Source organism: Ruminiclostridium cellobioparum DSM 1351 = ATCC 15832, from assembly GCF_000621505.1.
Taxonomy (GTDB): domain Bacteria; phylum Bacillota; class Clostridia; order Acetivibrionales; family DSM-1351; genus Ruminiclostridium; species Ruminiclostridium cellobioparum.
On record NZ_KK211290.1, the window covers coordinates 203,054 to 224,455 of the forward strand.

Consider the following 21,402-nt stretch of genomic DNA (forward strand, 5'->3'; position numbering starts at 1 on the left):
CGGATACCGTTGCACACAATTGTGTACAATCATATTATAACCCCTGAAACAAGCAGTCTCAAGCCACTAATCAGCTATAGCCAAATTATATCTGGAAAGTTACCGGTGACACACACTATTCCCCTTTACGGGTTATCTTGAACTCACCCAATTCCATACCGCTCTGGCCGAAAAACAGTCTGAGATAGGCATATTTGCTTCTATAAGGGCCTATTTCCAGAGAACTGTCTATCCATTCACCGCTTGCCGAACCATTAATGGTAACTATCCTTATCAGATGCTGATTTATAAATATCGACATAGGCAGCTGTGCAAGTTCGGAAGAGATAGCCCTTATCTTAAAACTCAGTGTATAAATGCCATGCTCTGAGAGTTCAAGTCCGAACATTGCGTCAGAGCCCCTGTCGGTATTAATATTTGAGACATCAATAATCAACTGGTCGCCTACCGGAATACAGCTGAGACCGGATGTTGACTTTTCTTCCGGCTCCGTCTGCCATATATCAGCAGTCTCTTCCTCTGAAAGCCTTCCAAGATACCTGTCCATAACAGGAAGTTTCATAAGTGCCCTGCATATGTTTCCAGCAGCTCTTTGAAGCTCTCCGCGGGTAACCGTACCCCTTTCCAGGCCTTCCAGCGTATTGTCCCGGCCGCTGTTGGTCAGGGAATCGCTCACAACCATATATACATCATTCTGTCCTCTTATCATGGCGGCAGTATTGTCCAGACGTCCATCCTCTCCCTCATCATTGATCTTTGCCCACCAGTCGGTCATGACTAATCCGTCGAACCCCCACTCCTGCCGGAGCACAGTGGTTAAAAGATCATAGTTTCCGGCCGTCCACAGCCCGTTCAAGGACCCATAGGTGGACATGACCAGAAAGGCCTGTCCTTCATCAACAGCAATCTTGAAGCCCTTTAAATAAATCTCCCGGAGTGCCCTTTCCGAGATGACGGAATCTATAAAGCTGCGCCTGAACTCCTGATTATTGGCGGCGAAGTGCTTGATGGTTCCGGTGGCTCCGTGACGGTGCATGCCGCGCAGCTGTGCTGCTGCCATTTTTCCCGTCAGAAGGGGGTCCTCTGAAAAATATTCGAAGTTTCTTCCGTTCAGAGGATTCCGGTGTATGTTCATACCGGGTCCAAGCAGTGTATCGATCTGATTTTTTCGTAACTCAAGACCCAGCATTTCAAATAATTCTTCTATCAGTCCTGTATTAAAGGTAGCTGCCGCTGCTGTTCCGTTGGGCAGGCTGAAGGCATGGGTCCCGCAGTCCATACGTATGCCTGAAGGGCCGTCGGCACAGCACCCCACCGGAATGCCGAATTTCTGGAGGCTTTCGGTTACACCGCCAAATGCGGCAGCAGTTCCGGGTGTTACTTTTGGAGAGCACATACCCTCCCCGCGGACCATGCATGCCAGGTCCTCATCTGAAAACTGGCTCAGAAAATCCTCCATGGCTGCCTTCCGGTCATATACCGACTCCAGCCTGATTCCCCGGTCCCCTTTATAAGGTACTCCGTCAGGGCGGTTGATTTTAATTCTTTCATTTAAATTAATGGTGCGAAGCGGTACCGCTTCCTCCGCCCTTGCAATTTCGCTGCCGGTATCAATCCCATCAGCTGTCCCAACAGCTTTCAGCCTTTTAAAGGGTTTTACGGGAGCCAGGGCTTCCAGAAGCCGTTCGGTTACAACTGTTTCACCTATCTCGAAGCTTCCTGCCGGGCCGGCACTCCTGACATCACTTCCGGCATATATAACATATTTTCCCGCTTCCAGGACATAACATGACTTGTATCCGGTGCAGCCGCCATCATCATAGGAGGCCATATCTTTCTTGAGGAGGGTGAAGCTGAGCAGTTCCCTCTCTCCCGGCTGCAGCAGCTTTGTCTTTTCAAAGGCAGCAAGGCTTCTGGCGGGTTTTCCCAGCTTCCCCTGGGGGGCGGATACAAATATCTGTATAACTTCCTTGCCTGCCGTTCCTCCCCTGTTGGTCACCTCTACAGAAAGAGAAACCTTTTCCTCACCGACTTCAAAGTTTGTGATCCCTGCGGCGAATTCGGTATAGGACAGCCCAAAGCCAAAGGGATACAGTACCCTGTCTTTTGCAAAGGTTTCAAAATACCGGTAACCTACGTATATATCCTCGGCATAGAAAACCTCATCAGCATCTCCGAAATTCCCGGTAGAAGGGTAATCCGAAATATCGCCGGCAATGGTATCCGGGAGCTTCCCGCTGGGATTGACCCTGCCTGTCAGCACATCCACAGCACCGTTTCCGCCCTCCATTCCGCCCTGCCATACATAGAGCACTGCCTGCGGATCATACTTGCCTACCCATTTCATGTCAAGGATGTTGCCCACATTCAGCACAACTGCAGTACGCTTAAAATGCCGGCACACCTTTTGCAGCATTTCCTCTTCAAGGTCACTGAGCAGGTAGCTTCCCTTTTCAGCTTTATTATCCTGGTCTTCCCCGGCGGTACGTCCGATTATAACCATGGCAATATCCGAGCGTTTTGCCGCGCCTTCCACTATTTCATCCGTCAGTGGCATTTCCTGCTGTGACCAGGGTTCCTGGCCCCAGCCCTTTCCCTGGTCGAAAGGCTGCTCAGCAACCCATTTTTCATATATACCCAGCAGTTCCCCATCTATGGCAATATCCTCGCAGGCCTTTAAAGCATCCAAAATGCCTGTGACATATTTTGTGTTAACCATTCCTCCCGAGCCTGTTCCGCTTTTGTAATAATTGAACTGTATCCTGCCAAAGACAGACACTGTTTCACCGCTTTTTACAGGCAATGCCTGTGCGTCATTTTTTAATAAAACCGAACTTTCTGCGGATACCGCCCTTCCGATAGCAGCATATTTTTTCATATCCAGCGTATATTTTCCCATGTTTTTCCTCTCCATACAGCACGTATATAACAACAAACCGACAGTATTAAACGCAAGTACAAACAGATATATTATACTGAAATTCCTCCGGAATTGATAGTGGGTGAGGGCACATTTGCGCCCAGGTTTGATTTTAAACAGGTTGTGATTTGATATAATAATTCCATACTTATTGCGATATTTTATTTACAGGTTTAAAATGGAATATATAGGAGGTAACAGACATGAACAGAATTAAGAGAATAATCCTGGGCTTATTGGCCACATTGCTTTTACTCACCACAGCACCGATTTCAGCCGACAATCACATTTATAATCCGGAAGCGCAAACATCCAATATATCAAGTTCCCTGCAGACCGACCGCTTGGCGTCAAGCAATAAGAAGTCGGTAACCGTTTACATAACAAAAACCGGTGAAAAATATCACCGTTCGAACTGCAGATATCTTAAAAAAAGTAAAATTTCAATAAGTTTAAGCGATGCCAAAAAGAACGGCTATACTGCCTGTAAGGTGTGTAAACCGCCAAAATAGGGAAGCCGGCGTCCAAAATGACTTCTTTTTCACGCAAATAAAAACCCACAACTCAAGACTCCGAGCACCTTGAGTTGTGGGTTTTCTCTTTTATTTGTGTGTGTAATAACTATATTTTATTTAATATTGTTTTTTGCCACAAAATCGTCTATCTGCTTCTGTGTATCATCTAATATCTTCTGGATACCGGCAGCTTTAAGGTTTTTAACAACCTTGTCATAGTCCTCATCTTTCTGCTTTGCACCGAAGAACAACGGAATCACTTCATCGGTCATAACCTTTTCTACTGCCGCCTTTTCAGCCTTTACATTTTCACTTGAGTATGAGAAGGTCGAAAGAGGTGCTGTCTCAGGCTTTAAGCTGTTCCAGAAATCCAATGCCTGTGTATATGCAGGTGAATCTGTCGTCCAGGTTCTCAGGTAAGGGAAGTGCATTGTAAACCAGGGTGTAGGATTGTATCTGTCTTTAGGATCGGTGCCTTCCGGAACCTCCGCCTTTTCCCCGTTAAGTTTGTAGGTCTTTCCTTCAATACCCAGCATGTACATGTCATAATTCTTCTGGTCTTTTCTCAGCCAGTTCATAAACATTACTGCCCTGTCAGGATTTTTACTGGTTGAGGATATCATTCCGAAATTGTTAACCGGCCCTATGTTGATCCATTTTCCGCCCTTATTTATAATTGCAAGTTCAACCTCACCGTTTGGTACGTTCTTTTTGAGCTGGTTTTCGCGGTCATTTATATTATAAAGGTCACCGCCCATGGAAGCAGCTTTACCGGCGATGAATTTGCCGTCGCGGTCCTTGTCGGAGAGGAAATCCTTCTCAAACCAGCCATTGTTATAGGCCTTTATATCCTCTTTCCATATTTCCTTGAACAAATCAGTCTCTACATAGTTTTCCACCTTCAGAGGTCGCTTGTCCTGATCTACATACAGATAACTCATGTTATCTCCGCCAAAGGTAAATATCGAATGCCCGATTTTGCCTGCGTCACAAACGACCGCGGAGGACAGGTCACCGCCAAGGCACGGTATGACATCGGGTTCATTTTTAGCAATTGTATCAAGGAACTGCTCATATGTTGCAAGACTTGTTATCTCAGGAAGATTGTACTTTTCCCTAAGATCTTTGCGGACCAGGAAACCTCTTCCCATTTCAGTCATTGCATAAACTGCCGGTATGCCGTATATCTTCCCGTCAACAGTCAGAGAATCCCACAGGTTCTGTGGTATCTGCTGCTTCAAATCAGCACCGTATTTATCAAGGAGGTCATTTATGGAAATACACTGTTTTCTTGCAATATTGCCTGAAAGTTCTCCGAAAAAGCTGAGGAAAATATCGAATTCCTCTCCGGCAGATGCTTTCAGCTTAACCTGGCTTACGTAATCTCCCCAGGGTATGTAGTTAACTTTAAGATTGATATTCAGTTCATCTTTTGTCGCGTTATTTATTGCTTCCAGTACTTCATCCTGCTGCTTGGGCCTGTCGCCTGCCACGTAAATCGTAACAGGTACTTCCTGCAGCTTTGCGGCCGAGTTATCTGCCGATGCCGAGGATGCTGCCGACTGACCTGACGAGGCCGCTGACTGTTCTGCCGAGGTATCTTTTCCGCAGCCTGCAAGGGTGGTTAAAAGCATTGTCAATGCCATAGCCAGACACAATAATTTAATTACCTTCTTCATTTTTTCAACTCTCCTTTAAATTAAATTTATGCCAACCGGATTTCTCCGGATTAAGCCTAACCTTTAACTGCGCCGATAGTTATACCTTTTATAAAGTATTTTTGCACAAAGGGGTAAACCAGCATTATGGGACCGATTGTTACAATAACCGTAGCCATTTTAGTGGATTCCGCCGGGATTTCCGACACATTTGCATTCATTGCCGCCTGACCTACGTAAGAGACTCTCATTAAGATCATTCTAAGCAGGTATTGAAGCGGATAAAGCCTGGTGTCATTTATGAGCAGCAGTGCCAGATTCCACTCGTTCCAGTAATTCAAGGCATAAAAAAGAGTAATTGTTGCTATTCCCGGAGCTGCCAGTCTCATTACTATGCTGCGGTAGATCCTGAATTCACCGGCTCCGTCAATCTTAGCCGATTCAATGACCGCATCCGGCAGACCTCTGAAAAAGTTCAGGATCAGAAACATGAAAAACGGGTTGAACAACATTGGCAGTATAAGACCCAGGATATTGTCCTTGAGGTGGAGCTTGAGCAAAACCATATAAAACGGTACCAAACCCCCTGAAAAAATCATTGGGATGTATACAATCATATTCAGGACATTGCGGTATTTTAAACTCTTCCTTGACAGTGCATAACCCAGCATTGAGGTAATCAATACAGAGATAATAGTTCCTGCGACGGTTACAATTATCGATATCCTGTAAGCGTCAAATACAACCGATCCTTCAAATAACAGCCGGTATGCACCCAGTGACCACTTCTCGGGAATAAGTCTGAAGCCGTTTTTTGCAATGCTGCTTTCATCCGAGAAAGAGACAGCCAGTACGACCAGAAAAGGAAACAGCGTTAATATTGATACTACTGTCAGAAATATTGTATTGGTTATTCTGAAAAGACTAAATCGTTTATCCATCCTGTATTTTCCTTTCTAAAACAATCCCATGGTGTCGTCATATTTTTTTACAAGCTTGTTGAATACCACTACCGTAATAAAACCGCAGACCGACTGGAAAAGCCCCACAGCCGTTCCGGTGCTGAAATCACCGTTATTTCTCATAGCTCTGAATATATAGGTATCTATGATGTCTGTGGTTTGATTTAAAATCCCGTTATCGCCTATAATTGAATAAATCATGCCGAAATTGCCGTAAAATACTTTTCCCAACGCCAACAGAAGCATTAATACGATGGTGGGGATCAACTGCGGAAGTGTAATTCTGAATATTTCATCGAATTTTGAAGCCCCGTCGATCCTGGCTGATTCATATAACTCATTATTTATTGAAACAATGGCCGCAAGATATATAACAACGTTATAACCAAAGGATTGCCAGGTATTTATGACAGTCAGTATCCCTCTCCACAGACGGGGTTCGTTGTACCAGGTGACCGTCGAAAAACCCAGGCTCTTGAGCAGCATGTTAAGCGCGCCGAATTTGTCATTAAGAAAGCTGTATACCAATGCGGATATGATTACCCACGAGAGAAAATACGGAAAAAACATTGACGACTGGAATACTCTCCGTACAAGGTTGTTTGTTATTTCATTAAGCAGGATTGCTATTGTAACCGAAACAATAAGACCTGTTACTATGAATAAAATATTTAGATATAATGTAGTAAATAACAAATTCCCCGCAAAGGGAGATTTGAAAAAAATCTCAAAATATTTAAAGCCGACGAATGGACTGTGCCAGATCCCATCCTGAAAGTTGTAATCTCTGAATGCTATTTGAATTCCCAGCATGGGATAATAGCTGAAAATCAGCAGAAAGGCTATTCCCGGCAGGGCCATGAGATATAATGCCCTGTTTTGAAAAAGCTCAAATAGTATACCATGTTTCAGTTTTTTATTTATCAGCACCTTTTCATGATACAAATTATCATTCCCCCTAAATTAAATGTAATTGTCTTTTTAAAAAATTTTGTCACTGTGGCTGGCAAATTCATCATAAAATCCCGGCAGCTTTTTGTATATAATAACTATTTTGAGTTTTGCAAATTATTTAAAATTTGTGCATATTGACTTTTTATAAATTTATAAATCTCTTGGATTTGAATTTTTTTATAAAAATTATAATTTTTTATAAAAACGTAAAACAAGCCTTACGCAAGGCTTTCATGGCATAGCTGTAATTTGGGAGACAAAAAAAGATACCCTTTCGGGTATCCTTCGGTGACTTTGCAATATTTAACTTGACTTACCTGATATTTTCCTGGATTGTTTATCATGCTTTCTTTAAATGTTCGCTTATTTCTTCCTCAAATGTTTATCTATCTGTTTTTGAGTATCCTCTATGATCTTTTCAATTCCCGCTTTGTCAAGCTCCTCCAGAAATTTCTGATACTCCGCCTCACTGCTGATTATTCCCGTATTGAGCGGACGCCCCGTTTCCTCTACCAGTCTTTGGACTGCAAGGGATTCCGCTTTTACATTGTCACATGAAAAGGCAAAGGATGCCAGCGGCGAAGTCTCAGGCTTGAGCCCTTTCCAGAAATCAAGGGCATTTTTATATTCTTCCGGGTCGGAAGTCCAGGTGCGGAGATACGGGAAATGCATTGTAAACCAGGGTGTAGGATTATACCTGTCGACGGGATTGATCCCGTCGGGCACCTGAACCTCTTCCCCCACCAGGTTATAGGTTTTTCCTTCTATGCCCAGCATCAGCATATCATAATTCTCCTGGCTCTGCCTCAGCCAGTTAAGAAACATTATTGCCCTTTCGGGATGTTTTCCGTTGGAGGAAAGCATTGCGTAATTATTTACCGGCGTCAGGTTTATCCATTTGCCCTCTTTATTAAAAATCGCCAGCTCTATCCTGCCTTCGGGAACATTTTTGGAAAGCTGGTTCTGCCTTTCCACAATATTGTACAGGTCTCCCGCCATTGCCGCAGCCTGTCCGGTTATAAACTTATAATCCCTGCTGGTATCGGATAATATATCCTTTTCAAACCAGCCTTTTTCATAGGCTTTAATATTCTCTTTCCATATCCTTTTGAAAACAGAGGTCTTAAAGTAGTTTTCCACCTTGTATTTTCCGCTGTCGATATCAATGTACATATATCCCAGGGCATCATTGCCAAAAATATATACCTCATGCCCTAAAAAATCCTTATCGTTTGCTATGATTCCAAGACTGTCGGCAAGGATGGGTGTCATAGCCTTCTCATTTTTTGAAATGGTTTCAAGGTAATTTTCCAGAGTACTCTGGTTTTCAACTTTGGGCAGATTATATTTTTCCCTCAGGTCTTTTCTTATCAGTATGCTCCTTCCCATACCGGCCCTTGCATAAACCGACGGAACACCGTATATTTGACCGTTCACGGTAACACTGTCCCACAAATCAGGGGGAATCTGTTTTTTCAAATCCTCTCCGTATTGGTCAATCAATCCGTTCAGCGGAATACATTGTTTCCTTGCTATACTTGAGGCCAGCTGGGACGCAAAATTCAGGCAGATATCGTACTCTTCCCCCGATATGGATTTTAACCGCATCTGGTCTATATAATCCCCCCAGGGTATATAGTTTATGGTCAAGTCAATATTCAAGATATCCCTGGTCTTCTCGCTTATTACTTTACAGACTTCATCCTGCTGTGGGGGCTTTTCTCCCGCAACATAAACTGAAAGGGAATATCTCTCAAGCTCTTGCTGTTTTACTCCCTGGCTCTGTACCTTATCCGATTCTCCGCATGACATTAAAGAACTGAAAGAAACAATAATCAAAATAATTATAAGAAACTTGCAGGCAATAATTTTTAATTTCATAGCCTTCTCCCACTCCCTGTTTTATACCATATCATTAGAAAATCTGACGTCTGAAAATATCTTCTTGAACATCACAGCAAACGTTACAGTGGATTTTTAAATTGACCTCTGTACTGGTTTGGAGTTATTCCGTTCCACTTCCTGAAGGTTGCGGTAAAATATGATTGATTTGAAAAGCCTACCTGAGCTGCGATATCATTTACCGAGAGGTTATTTTTCTCCAGAAGTTCTTTTGCCCTGTTCATACGAAGCTCTATTATATATTCATTTACAGATTTGCCTACAAAGTCGCTGAAAATCTTTCCGAAATATCCGGGAGTAAGACTGACCATGTCCGACAGCATTTCAGAGGAAATATCCGTTCTCAGATAATTGGTACGTATATATTCCAGCACTCTTTCTATCATATCCTTCTGCCTGTTATCCTTCTTTTGTTCGAGCCTGTGAATTATTCCGCCGCAATAAGATTCCAGCCACTCTTTTGCAGCCTCCAGAGTATCACTTTTGTTTAAATTTGAGTAAATATTATTGAAATCCAGTTCCTCCTCCGCAGGGTTCAAAATACAGCTTACAGCCGTCATAATATCCAGAACCAGCTGATTGATGGTCAGTCTGATAAAATCATACTGACAGGCGCCTATGAGTTTTACAAGCTCCTCCAGGCCCAGTTTCACCTGTTTTTCGTCACATACCTTGATGGACTGGATAATTTTTTTACGGTTTTTGTCCAGCGCCACAGAATTATCCTTTATGCCTGGTTTTACAAGAGTATTGTCCAGGACACAGTTATACCCGTAAATAAATCTGTATTTCAGCAGATTTAGTGCATTGGTGCAGGAAAGGCTGACATCCTCCAGGATGCTTACAAGCATGCCCTTTGCAGCACTGACGGTAATATCCAGCTCATCCCCGATTTGATTCTGACAGGCTTTAATACATGTATCCAGCAGTTCATCATACTCTTCGGTGTGCCTGATATTGAGCATTAAGGCAAACATATCCTCCTCCAGATCCACCAACTCCAATCCGGAAAATTTGTTAAAAGAGGCCCTGATGATTTTATCCGCAACATCCTTCTTTTCGGCAATTTCAATTTTGTTTTCTATACCTTTGAGCGCCAGATATCCATCTATACTGAATAATACAACACAGGTCTTTTCCTGCACGATATTAATCCCCAGTTCTTTTACCTTGGTTGACACATCACTGGAAGAGAAATGGCCCGACAGCATTTCGGTCAGAAACATTTTTCTGAGCATTGGAATATTCTGCTGTATGGAATTTTCAAGTTCATTTGATTTTTCAATAATATTGGTAAAAGCATTTGACAGGTACTCAACCTCATTATAGGTTCTCCGTCTCCTGTTTTCCTTATATTCACTTTTCAGATGCCATTCAACGGTTCTTACAAGTCTTCCGAAGGGAAGGTAAACATTATATGCGGCCAAGCCTGCGACTATGATACATATGATTCCTATGAATACACAGATCAGAATAATTGAATTTTTAAGGTTTTGGACCTCCTGAAGCAGTATTTGATAATCATACCTGTTGACAAACAAAAAGGATATCTTTGAAGACATATTGTAAGTGATCAGGTATTTCTTCCCCTCATCTTCGCTGATCATATATCCGCTTTTTTTATCCGATTCAAGTACTTTTTTTATATATTGCCTGTCCGATATGTTTTTGCTGAAATACCTGTAATCAGAGTCGCATATGACTTCTCCGCCCTTGTCCAGGAGGAAAATACTGCTGCTGGGGGAGGTGTACTGCCGGGTAAAAGCTTTCTGTATATAATCGGCGTTTAAATTTATAATGACTACGCTGTCCAGCAGTCCGTTGCCCTTTATGTCACTTTTTATATAGTCCTGGGACGAGTCTACAAAAATAAAGGTAATGATCTTTTCATTTGTTTCGCTGCCGTTCGGAGACTTGTTGGTGTAGCTCAGCGGAATGAATTTCAACTTGTTGCCTTCCTTGTAGTCCACAGTCATTTTCTTCATTTCGGCATCCAGCGAATTCAGGCCGGAGGAGCCAAGGCTGCTGGTAAACTGCTTTGTTTCACTGTTGTAGACATATATGGAATGTATCATTGGATTGCTGCTTTTGACCTGGTAGAGCTTTCTTGTGGCCTTATACTTTATTAATTCATCGGTGGCACCGTTTCGGTACATTGAATCAACTATATCGCTGTCACTTATAAGCTGCAAGCCTATTGAATAAACCTGGTCCCTTATAAGTTCGAGCTGATTCATATTCTGTGCCAGATTTTCTTCCATATTTTTCCTTATACCCTCGACGGTAGCCTTTGAAAACCGCTGGTACAGTACACCTGCAATCAGCGAAGTGGACAAAATCACTATAATAAAGAATGATATGAGCATTTTAGTCAATGTCTTACTGACAACCAGTCTGTTATTCCTGCTAAAACCAAGCATATTAACCTCCTAAGCCATATCATGGCTTTGAGCCGCATTGCGGCCACAAAATGTAATGAAAACCTATATCCTTTATCGCAATGTGGCGAATAAAGGAGGTTAATTGGCCATGTGTTAAGAACATATTCGTATTTGAACTCACAATGCCTTATATCACTAGTTTGTATTCATTTATTAACATCATAATTTGCTTAACACCAAAAAAGGCTTTAGCCAACCTAAGCCTTTTTTATTTGCAGATAATTAATCTTTATCAATTCTTTAGTTACTGAATATGAAACATAGAAAACATAAGTGATAGCCAGGGGTATTACATTTAAAGAAATTATTTCCCGGCAGCCTGGCACCGGGAAATAATTTCCAAAATCCCATATCCGGTGTGCTCTTAAATTATTTATATACATAATTAACTCCTCCCGTCGTCCTCGCTATCTCACAGCTCTATCAATCATACGATAGTAAAAGATAAAGGATTATAGTGCAGTGCATATAATAATTTTGTAAACGACTGACTATAAAAGGATTATTCCGTTAAATAAGTACATATTATAATTTAGCATGTTTTATGCATAATTACAACCGCCTGCATTTTGGCAGGTTTCTGAGTATGGAGCTTCAGCAATACTGCTGCCCCGCCTCAGAGCCTCACATCTTTGGCCCCGGATTTACTCTACAGCTTCACCCCTAAACCACCGTCGGCAAGAAGCTTTATGAACAGCCCGCCCTGTACGCTGCGGTGCTGAAAACCAACTTGCTTTGCTGTAAGAGTATCATACCAGTCGCTCATGGGCACTCTTGATTCTGATTCGTTGTAAGCCTTCCACAGCGGTTCTATCATTTTTTCAAAATCGGCTTTGCCGGGCATGAGTGCCGCACTCCAGACAAGCCAGTCGGATTTTGTATATGCTGCTCGGTTGTCAAGAGGCATACCGTAGGTATTTATATGTCTGAAATAGCTTTTCAGCTCGGCATCCAGCACCTCCTCCGGAAAAAGACCTGTCTTGAAAATACGGTCCCAGATCAGATTATATTTCATGCTGAAGGTGCCGGGTTTATCAAATGTGAGCCTGAAAGTGCCGTCCTCATTTAATGCTCTTTCCGTCCAGCTTTTTGCCATCTTCCTGGCAGTATTGTGATATACCCGGCTTTCCTCGCTGCCCGACAGGTTTTCCATTATAATACCGAAGCTTGCAATACCCATCACGGCCTTTGCCGCCAGATTGCAGTTGTGAGCCAGGTGGCCGGCAAAATCATCGGTGCACAGCTGGTTTTCGGGATCGGCACCGTTGCGGATAAGATATTCAGCCCACTGCTTCAGCAGCGGAAGGTATTCTGCGGCAAAATCAAAACTGCCCCCGGCCAGCGAAAGTGCAGCCGCCGTAATCAGCATATTGCCGCATTCCTCAATGGGCATCTGATCCTCAAGGTTTGTTCCGCCGCCATACACCTGTCCGTTAAGCAAAGGATAGGTACCCGCATCATGGGGTGCAAAATCATGGCACCATACATCTGAAGCGGCATATTTGAAAACAGGTCTCAGCATGCCCTTCACCAGTTCAGGATTGTACAGCAGGAACATGGGTATGGAGGGATATGTCACATCAACTGTGGCGGCGCAACCATTGCTGAAGCATTCCTTGGAAATAAACAGCAGTTCTCCCTCTTTGTCGGCACAGAGCTTGTGGGCGGCAATTACCTGCCTGTAGGCCAGCAGCAGAAGCTCTGCATATTTTGGGCCGCCGCTTGCAGCAGCTCTTTTATACAATTCCTCCGAAAACAGGCTGCACCGTCTCGTAATATCATCGTATTGGTCAAACGCCCGGCCGATGATTTTCTTAATATCCTCCGATTCCCTTGTCCAGAAGCCTTTAAGGTTTTGGCCGAAATATTGGATACTGTATATGTCATCATAGGCAAAGGCAAAAAGAGCATGGTTCTGTCCCGCCGTATCCAGCACCGCGCTTGCTTCAAGTTCTGTGGCTTCTCCCTGCTTCCGGATGCATATCTCAGGACAGCCGTACTTTGCCGCCAGGTAAAAATAACCCCAGTCAATGCGGACATCATCCCCCGCCCGGTTGAGTACCTGTTGGCTGGTGCTGCCCATCCTGGCGCAAACCACCTCATTCTCCATTGCAAGGAGCTCTCCACCGGTCTCCCGCTCGCTGCGGTTGTTGACACACAGATCGTCGGAGACATGCAGGTTTATCTTTACATTGCGGGGCCGGCTGTCCAGGCTGCGTACCTCTGCTTTCAGGTAGGAAACCGGCCGGGACAGTACTTTCAGGTCATCCAGCAGCAGAGGTGATGTAAAAATCAGCTTCAGTTCAACCGACTCGACCGCAAAGGTATAAATTGTCGACATAGCGTTGATTTCGCAGCCTGTCTGGGCCATCTTCCCCATATTTTTACGGTCTCCCATAAACAGATATTCACGGCCGTCAAGCTGTAAAACACCGGTGACGGCGTTGGGTTTTCCCGTCCAGTGCACGGTTTCTCCGTCATTCAGCTCATCCTTGAAAGACCAGACGCTGAAATAGGGATCGATAGTAATAAGTGGTGTTGCCGGTGCTCGCAGTTTCATTGTTTTAGTTACCTCCATATTTTTGGGATTGCTTTGTTTATCATTTCCTGCTGGAAAGGAATCTGTCCACTACCTGCTGCCTGTACTCCTTTGACAAAGATGCAAAAAATGCCGAATAACCCGTTACGCGCACTACCAGGTCAGGATGCCTGGATGGGTCCTCATGGGCCTCCAGCAGCTTCTTTCCGGTAAGACAATTCAGGTTGACAAGGGTTCCTCCCATCTGATTATGGGTATGGATCAGTGAAATCAGTGCATCTATTCCTCCGGCTTTTCCCAGCATATCGGTATCAATATCCAGATGCAGCGGTGAAGAATTGCCGTAGCCCGGCTGCAGCGCCGCTACGGCATTGGCCTTTAATGAAGGCGAAAAGGAGTCGATTCCTGCCGCAAAACCCGGATCGGGTTCGTTGGAATGGGATATGGCTTCTCCGGCCTTTCTGCCGTTTGGTGTCGCAGGAAGCTTTGCCCCAAGTTCTCCTATATTCCCGTGTGAAAACATTCCCGGAATTATTGGGAGATTGTATTTCGGCGTGCCCTCATGCTTACAGCACCAGACATAGTGGTCCCTGATCCTGTCGGCCCATTTCTGCGCCTTCGAGCCCGGGCAGCCCAGCCGGCTGATATTCTTCAGCATAAGGCGGATATTTTCAGCGCCTTCATAGTTTTTGTCAAGAACATCAAACAGTTCCTCCCATGTAATCCTGCCTTCCTTCACAACACGCTGCTCAATAGCTGCAAAGGAATCGGCAACGGTGGCCATTCCCACGCCGTCGATATTGAAGTTAAGAATGTCCACACCGCCTTCGGAACAGTTAAGCCCCCTCTCAACAGGGCCGTGCATGAACAGATTGTATACAAGCTCGGGCGTATTTCTTCCAACCACCTCGTAGTGCCTGTCATAGCCCGACTTGATGCTGTCCACTATAATTTTTGTGTGATGGCAGAATCTCTCGAACAATACCTCCAGCGAGGGCTCCCCGTACCTTATATCCTCCATGGCATAGTGGAAGGCAAATCCCAGATTGCAGCGGGTGACATCCTGAAGCGGATATTCTCTTCCGGGTATGGCGGTCCAGTTGCAGCCGACCTTTGCCCTCATACGGGCCAGCTGAAGCGGGTATCCGTTCTTCGCATAACCCTGCTCGCAGCCGATATTACAGGAATAGCTGACGCCTGTGCCGTCCTCCAGCATATATTCCAGAGAACGCCTCAGCAACTGGGGGTTGACGTCGTCATGGACCCTGAGGGCTATATTTGCCGGAATGCGCAGATAATGCATGGCGTCCAGTATGATGAACGACATGCGGCTGGTCATATCTCTGCTGCCGTCGGGTGTCAGTCCGGCAATCTGTGAATAGTGGGTATCGTTGAAGAACAGGCTGGCCACATACCATACTGCCTGTTCATCGGTGAGTATCCCCGCTTCCATATCCTTTTCATAGTAGGGTCTCAAAACCTCATCCAGCTGATCCAGGGCCCCTCCTGCAAAGTAAGTGCGGTCAAGGGTCTGGAAGTGTGCAATGAACTGGCAGGCTTCCCTCAGCGTTCTCGGAGGATTGTTCACCAGCCACTGGTTGATTTCAGCTATTTCCAGAAGATTTTTCCCTGTATCCGGGTCGCTTTCCTCCTGTGCCATCCTTTCGGCCTCCAGGGCCAGGGCGCCGGTCCATTCCTGCATACCCAGCACCACCAGTTCCTCTCCGTCATAGAAGGAGGTATCTGCCGGTGAGTTGAACTCCCTGAAATGTCTTATTTTATCCAGCAGCCCACCCCAGCCCAGCTTTAGGCCTATTCCTATATCCCCGGCACAGTGGTTCATGCCTCCAAAACCCGGAAAGGTATTGTATTTTGCCCATACCTCCTTCAGCTCGGAGGGCTGGTCCTCAGGTATTATGCCCATCCTTACGAAATTCTGCAAAGGCCCTATCCAGGCCCCTGCAAGTGCGCTGTTTTTATTTATGTATTTAGGTATTTCATTGAAAAATCTTCTTAAGTGCTCTCCAATGGCCACATAGCCATATACAAGTCCCGAGGGATGATTGGGCCTTGCTTCGAATTTGAAATCGGGATAGTGGACAAAACCCCAGTCGTCAAAATCCTGGTGTCCGATTTCTTTCCTCTTGAATTCATTGATTTTAAGTTTGTCTTCACGAAGACCATTAACCCTTTGTGAATACAATTGTGACAATATAACCCTGTCAGTCTGCAACATTGCTGCTCCCTCCATATCCTCTTTATGTTTTAACCGCATTCAAGCCTTCACTTACCAGTATTTCAACTGCTCTGTCCATCACAGCCTCGGTTGGAACTTCAACGTCCTTCAGCTCATTATCCATACCAAGCGCAGTATATTTGTTGTCGCCCAGCTTATGATAGGGCATGACTTCAACTCTGCTTATGTTCAAAGATTTAAGTATCCCGGCAATCCCGGGAATTTGTCCGTCATTGCACCCCGGAACAAAGGGAATCCTAACAAGTATCTGCTTTCCTGAAGCCGAAAGCCTTTCCAGGTTATTCAGGATACGGACGTTGCCGGCACCTGTCAGCAGCTTGTGTACTGCCGTATCAGCCGCTTTTATGTCATACAGGAACAGGTCGGTCACAGGCAGTATCCTTTCAAAGCTGCTCCAAGGGACGTTTCCGGCCGTATCGACCGCCGTATGGATACCTTTTTCCCTGCAGCGCTTCAGTATTTCATACAAAAATTCTGTCTGAAGCATACATTCCCCGCCTGAAAAGGTGACTCCGCCTTTCGAATTACTGTAATACAAATAATCCTCCATGATGGAGTCAAACACATAATCAGCATCCACATATTTGCCTACGGCAGTTATGGCATTGGCAAAGCATACATCGGCACAGGCCAGGCATCCGATACATTTGGCCCTGTTTATTGTATGCATCTGCTTATCGTCAAGTACATGCACACCATTTGGACATGCCTTGAAGCAAGCCCCGCACCCTATGCACCGGTCGGAATAAAACTCAAACTGACTTTTGGGTGAGATTGATTCCGGATTGTGGCACCATTTGCAGCTGAGGTTGCAGCCCTTAAAAAATACCGTAGTTCTCACTCCCGGGCCGTCATAAATAGAAAAATGCTGAATATTGAAAATATTTCCTTTGGAATTCACCGAAAATATCAACCCCCTTTATACCTGATCTTATTACATATTATATATCAATATTTGTTATGTTCATTATATATTATATGTTAATTATAATCAATTTATTTTTTATATTCAATAATACATCAATTTGTCAGGTTCCACACAAGCACATTTCTTTTTAACCATTTAGAACTTAAGAGTGCCTTGATTCCTTAACATAAATCAAGGCATTGACATGTTTGTTATATTTGTTATATCATATAATATATACATAATTATTAAAACTGGAAGGATCCTTAGATATGAAGATTGAATCAAGAACACCGTTGTATGCAATGATCAAAGATTATATAAAAAAGCAGATCGCAGAAGGAACTTTTAATGAGAATGACAGGCTCCCTCCCGAGGTTGAGCTTATGAAAACCTTCAATGTAAGCAGGATTACCGTGACCAAAGCCCTCACCGAAATGGCCGATGAAGGAATAGTTTACAGAATACCAGGCAGGGGCACTTACGTCAGAGGGAACCCCGGCAACCCCATAGAGGCTTCCGGAGCAAATGAATCAAGGGCAAAGGACCCGGTTGATGTTAAAACAGACACAGCCGAAAACCGCCGGGAAGGATCAGGTTTGATCGGTTTTACCATTCCCACCCTTGAGGACTATTTCTCCACGAATATACTTAACGGCATCAAAAAATCCCTGGATGAAAGGGGTTATTCCCTGCTCATACAGATAACCTTCGACAGGGCCAGGGAAGAGCAGGCAATAAGGAATTTTATTAAATTCGGCGTCGACGGCATGATCATCTTTCCCGTGGATCAGGAAACCTACAACGAGGAAATCCTTGCCTTGAAAGTGAATCATTTCCCCTTTGTACTGGTGGACCGTTATCTGCCCGGAATAGATACCAGTTATGTAGTTTCAAACAATGTGCTGGGAGGGAAACTGGCCGTATCCCACCTGTACGAACTTGGTCACAGAAATATTGCAATCTGCACAAGCACAATGCTTCCCACCTCTTCCACCGGAGACCGCATTAACGGTTACCTGAGCGAATTAGTTGAAAGAGGTATAAAGGAAAATTCCGAGCTGATCATAAAGGACATCGACGTATCCAGATTTGAAAGCAGCCCCGACAGCGCACTTAAAAACAATATAGTAACATCTGAGAACAACGTAAACAACCTGCGCCTTATAGACGCGCTTAAGAACGGAAAAGCTACCGCCTTCATAGTAACCGACGGAAAAACAGCGGTTTATATTTCAAGAATTTGCGAACACCTGGGAATCCGCATTCCGGAAGACATTTCCCTGATATGCTTTGATGACCCCTTATACACCCCCTTTAACTCAAGCTTTTTCACTCATATAAAACAGTCCGAGAGATCAATGGGTTACAGGGCAGGGGAAATAATGGCCGATTTGCTGAAACCGGAGAAGAAGGAGAACCTCCAGGAATACCACAAAATCATTCTGGATCCGGAGCTTGTTATCCGCAAGTCCTCCGGCCCCGTCAGGAAGAAATAAGATATCATTTGATACGTTACAGAGTTCCGGGTTCAATCATTTCAGAGCTCTCCAGACGGCTTCCCCAGCTCCTCCCACCGGGACAAGGGTTTTCCGAATTCCGGCAGCCCTTCACTGTTCCAATAAAACGGTTGTGCCCAGGTACTTCTGAATACCGTATTCAGCTTGTGGCCTCTTTGCTCTGAAATCCCGTGGAAAATTATCCAATCCTCCTTATCATCGGGAGATTTTACAAAGCTGTTATGACCTACGGCAACCACCCGGTTTTCTACCGATTTAGCAAATACCGGGGCAGCTGATTTTGTCCAGGAATCTATATCAAGCAAATCACTGTCATCGGGAGCAGACACCATTCCCAGGCAATAATCCTCAGTCCAGGTCGTGCTGGCGGAGTAGATAACAAATATCCTGCCATTTCTTTTCAGAATGGCAGGCCCCTCGTTTATAGCCATTCCGCCCCGCATTTCCCAATCAAATTCCGGTTTTGTCAATAAGACATCCTCACCGGAAAGCGTCCATGGGTCACTCATTTTTGCGATGTAAATCGCAGAGCCATACTCGGGAAAATTCCCATAGCCCGCATACAGGAAATACAGCTCACGATTATGCCGCAGCACCGTACCGTCCAATCCGGGGTATTGTGTATTAACCTGACCTTTTTCGGCCCATGTTCCCAGCATGGGATCTTCGGATTCATTTTCCAGAACAAATATCCTTCTCGTTTCATCCCCTCCGCCGTCGTTGGCAGTGAAATATACGTACCATTTGTCATTGATAAAATGAAGCTCCGGTGCCCAAAGATTTTTTGAACAGGGCCCGGTTGACTCAGGTGTCCAGATTATTTTCTTCCCGGCCTGCCCGACACCGGTAATGGACCGGGAAACCCACAATTCAATCCTGTCCCCTCTTGTTACCATAAAATAATAAAAGCCGTTATGATGCTTATACAGCCATGGATCGGCACCATTTTCAAAAATAGGATTTTTAAATGTATTTATCATTTGACATCATTAACCTTTCTTATGGCTTCAATATCCACCTTCAGTTTTCTGTCGGCCGTCAAAAGGCCGTTTATCTCCTGCATGACATCAGTCAGCTGGGTATAGCAATAGCCCCTGATATACGGAGTATTCTTGATGGCTCCCGTAATATCTCCATATCTTTCAAAAAAGCTTTTTTCATCCATTACCGCCCCGTTATATCCCCAATTGCCGGAATCCTCGCTTTCAAAAGCTATCCCCCCATACTCGGACACCAGTATGGGCTGTCCCTCGTACACTGTTCCCTCGGCGTACAGAAGCCTCCAATTGTTAACTGAACCTTTCAGCATTTGTTCCTTATTGTGATACTTTTCATTAAATTCCCCGCTCCAGGCTTCATAATCGTGGATTCCGCAAATATCGGATTCCACCTGCTCCCATCCGTCATTGGTGCTGATCAAACGCGTTTTGTCCATTGAGCGGAGGATGTAATAAAGAGATTTTGCAAAATCCTGCTGTGTTCTATCAGTATAAATATTCCTGACACCCCAGGATTCATTCAGCGGCACCCACGCTACAATACAGGGGTGATTATAGTCACGGTTTACAAATTCAATCATCTCAGTTGTAATATTCTGAGTTTCCTCTATGTTAAAATCATATGCAGCCGGCATTTCACCCCAAACCAGCAAGCCTAATTTGTCAGCCCAGTAATAATATCGCGGGTCCTCTATTTTCTGATGTTTTCTGGCTCCGTTAAAACCCATTTTTTTGGTCATTTCTATGTCATGGATAATAGCCCGGTCACTTGGCGGGGTCAGCAGGCTCTCAGGCCAGTAGCCCTGATCCAGTATCAGCTTCTGGTAATAGGGACTGTTATTCAGAAGTATAAAGTCACCCTTTACCGATATCTTTCTCATGCCAAAATAACTTTTAAATTCGTCCGACCGAGCCCCGTTCTCTTTAACAGTAAATTCGACATCATACAAATTGGGTGTTTCAGGCTTCCAATAGTGTATTTCATCTATGTAGTCCTCTTCAGCCATATCAATGGTCAATTTGAATATCCTTCTATCAATGCCTGCTGTTATTTTCTTCTTTTCCTGTCCCTTGTAATTTACAACGGCAGTAAGCTCGGCATTCTCCGGGTCCCTGTTCAGAAAAATTTCAGCCAGGACGGTTTTCCTGTCAATATCGGGCGTTATTCTTAGTTTATCAACATACAAACCGCCTACGGCTTCCAGCCAAACAGTCTGCCAGATCCCCGAAGTCGCAGTATACCAGCACCGGTCGGGCTTTTCCTTCCAATACTGCTTTCCCCTGGGCTGTGTGCATTCATATCTATCCTCGGCCTTCACGGTCAACCGGTTTTTTCCGGGCTTGATACTGCCGGTAATATCAAACTTGAAAGGCACATATCCGCCTTGATGTTTTCCCGCAAATTCTCCATTTATCCAGACCTTTGCGGCGTAATCCACAGCTCCGAAATGAAGTAAGACCTTTTTTCCTGCAAAGCTTTCAGGAATTTCGAACTCTCTTTCATACCACAGGTATTCATGCATTTCCATGACGGCAATACCGCTCAGCTCACTCTGGTAACAGAAGGGCACCACTATTTCTTTGGAAAATTCCTTCCCTCTATACCATTTTTGTTCTTCACCGGCATTTTCATCATCAAATTCAAAATTCCAAACTCCGTTGAGGTTCAGCCATTCCGCCCTCTCAAAATCCGGTCTCGGATATTCGCTTCTAGGTTGGTTAGTCATATTATTCAAAGCTTTCATCTCCCAAATTATTAGTCTGATCATTAAGTATTTCTCTGTTTAAGCTTTCATTGCCATTCTTTGAGTTTTTACAACGGCAGAAAT

14 protein-coding genes are annotated in these 21,402 nt (G+C 44.4%); 2 read left to right on the forward strand and 12 right to left on the reverse strand.

Annotated elements, in window-relative coordinates; all coding sequences use genetic code 11:
- Window positions 1-115 precede the first annotated feature (115 nt).
- Entirely contained in the window at window positions 116-2,899 is a 2,784-nt protein-coding gene (locus T344_RS0121540) for a glycoside hydrolase family 3 protein (RefSeq protein WP_027630417.1), read from the reverse strand.
- A gap of 224 nt (window positions 2,900-3,123) precedes the next feature.
- Here T344_RS0121540 and T344_RS31425 point away from each other — a divergent pair, with 224 nt between their 5' ends.
- Window positions 3,124-3,432 carry a hypothetical protein gene (locus T344_RS31425; protein WP_207641865.1) on the forward strand — a complete coding sequence of 103 codons (309 nt, stop codon included), beginning with the start codon at window positions 3,124-3,126 and terminating at the stop codon, window positions 3,430-3,432.
- Window positions 3,433-3,548: 116 nt separating this feature from the next.
- Here T344_RS31425 and T344_RS0121550 read toward each other — a convergent pair whose 3' ends face one another.
- The 9 genes from T344_RS0121550 to T344_RS0121590 form a co-directional block, all read right to left on the reverse strand.
- Window positions 3,549-5,114, reverse strand: a complete 1,566-nt coding sequence (locus T344_RS0121550) for an extracellular solute-binding protein (RefSeq protein WP_027630419.1) — start codon at window positions 5,112-5,114, stop codon at window positions 3,549-3,551.
- Window positions 5,115-5,170: 56 nt separating this feature from the next.
- Entirely contained in the window at window positions 5,171-6,034 is an 864-nt protein-coding gene (locus T344_RS0121555) for a carbohydrate ABC transporter permease (protein ID WP_027630420.1), read from the reverse strand.
- Window positions 6,035-6,049: 15 nt separating this feature from the next.
- Window positions 6,050-7,000, reverse strand: a complete 951-nt coding sequence (locus T344_RS0121560) for an ABC transporter permease (protein WP_027630421.1) — start codon at window positions 6,998-7,000, stop codon at window positions 6,050-6,052.
- Window positions 7,001-7,372: 372 nt separating this feature from the next.
- Window positions 7,373-8,890, reverse strand: coding sequence for an extracellular solute-binding protein (locus T344_RS0121565; RefSeq protein ID WP_027630422.1), 1,518 nt, complete (start codon window positions 8,888-8,890; stop codon window positions 7,373-7,375).
- Between the two features lie 83 nt (window positions 8,891-8,973).
- On the reverse strand, window positions 8,974-11,331 hold the full coding sequence (locus T344_RS0121570) for an AraC family transcriptional regulator (protein ID WP_027630423.1): 2,358 nt from the start codon (window positions 11,329-11,331) through the stop codon (window positions 8,974-8,976).
- A 218-nt stretch (window positions 11,332-11,549) separates the two neighbouring features.
- The gene (locus T344_RS0121575; protein WP_027630424.1) at window positions 11,550-11,735 is read right to left on the reverse strand and encodes a hypothetical protein; all 186 of its coding nucleotides are present in this window, start codon (window positions 11,733-11,735) and stop codon (window positions 11,550-11,552) included.
- Between the two features lie 266 nt (window positions 11,736-12,001).
- Window positions 12,002-13,930, reverse strand: a complete 1,929-nt coding sequence (locus T344_RS0121580) for a glutaminase domain-containing protein (protein ID WP_084331304.1) — start codon at window positions 13,928-13,930, stop codon at window positions 12,002-12,004.
- A 22-nt stretch (window positions 13,931-13,952) separates the two neighbouring features.
- Window positions 13,953-16,127 (reverse strand): pyruvate formate lyase family protein, encoded by a 2,175-nt coding sequence (locus tag T344_RS0121585; protein WP_027630426.1) that lies wholly within the window; start codon window positions 16,125-16,127, stop codon window positions 13,953-13,955.
- Between the two features lie 22 nt (window positions 16,128-16,149).
- The gene (locus T344_RS0121590; protein WP_027630427.1) at window positions 16,150-17,049 is read right to left on the reverse strand and encodes a glycyl-radical enzyme activating protein; all 900 of its coding nucleotides are present in this window, start codon (window positions 17,047-17,049) and stop codon (window positions 16,150-16,152) included.
- 278 nt (window positions 17,050-17,327) lie between these two features.
- Here T344_RS0121590 and T344_RS0121595 point away from each other — a divergent pair, with 278 nt between their 5' ends.
- Window positions 17,328-18,554 carry a GntR family transcriptional regulator gene (locus tag T344_RS0121595; protein ID WP_027630428.1) on the forward strand — a complete coding sequence of 409 codons (1,227 nt, stop codon included), beginning with the start codon at window positions 17,328-17,330 and terminating at the stop codon, window positions 18,552-18,554.
- Between the two features lie 41 nt (window positions 18,555-18,595).
- Here the strand turns inward: T344_RS0121595 and T344_RS0121600 are convergent, their stop codons facing one another.
- Both T344_RS0121600 and T344_RS0121605 read right to left on the reverse strand, forming a co-directional pair.
- A complete protein-coding gene (locus tag T344_RS0121600; RefSeq protein ID WP_027630429.1) occupies window positions 18,596-19,555 on the reverse strand; it encodes a glycoside hydrolase family 43 protein in 960 nt (319 codons plus the stop codon).
- The gene (locus tag T344_RS0121605) at window positions 19,552-21,318 is read right to left on the reverse strand and encodes a glycoside hydrolase family 2 protein (protein ID WP_242842122.1); all 1,767 of its coding nucleotides are present in this window, start codon (window positions 21,316-21,318) and stop codon (window positions 19,552-19,554) included. The genes T344_RS0121600 and T344_RS0121605 overlap by 4 nt, the downstream gene beginning before the upstream one ends.
- Between the last annotated feature and the right edge of the window lie 84 nt (window positions 21,319-21,402).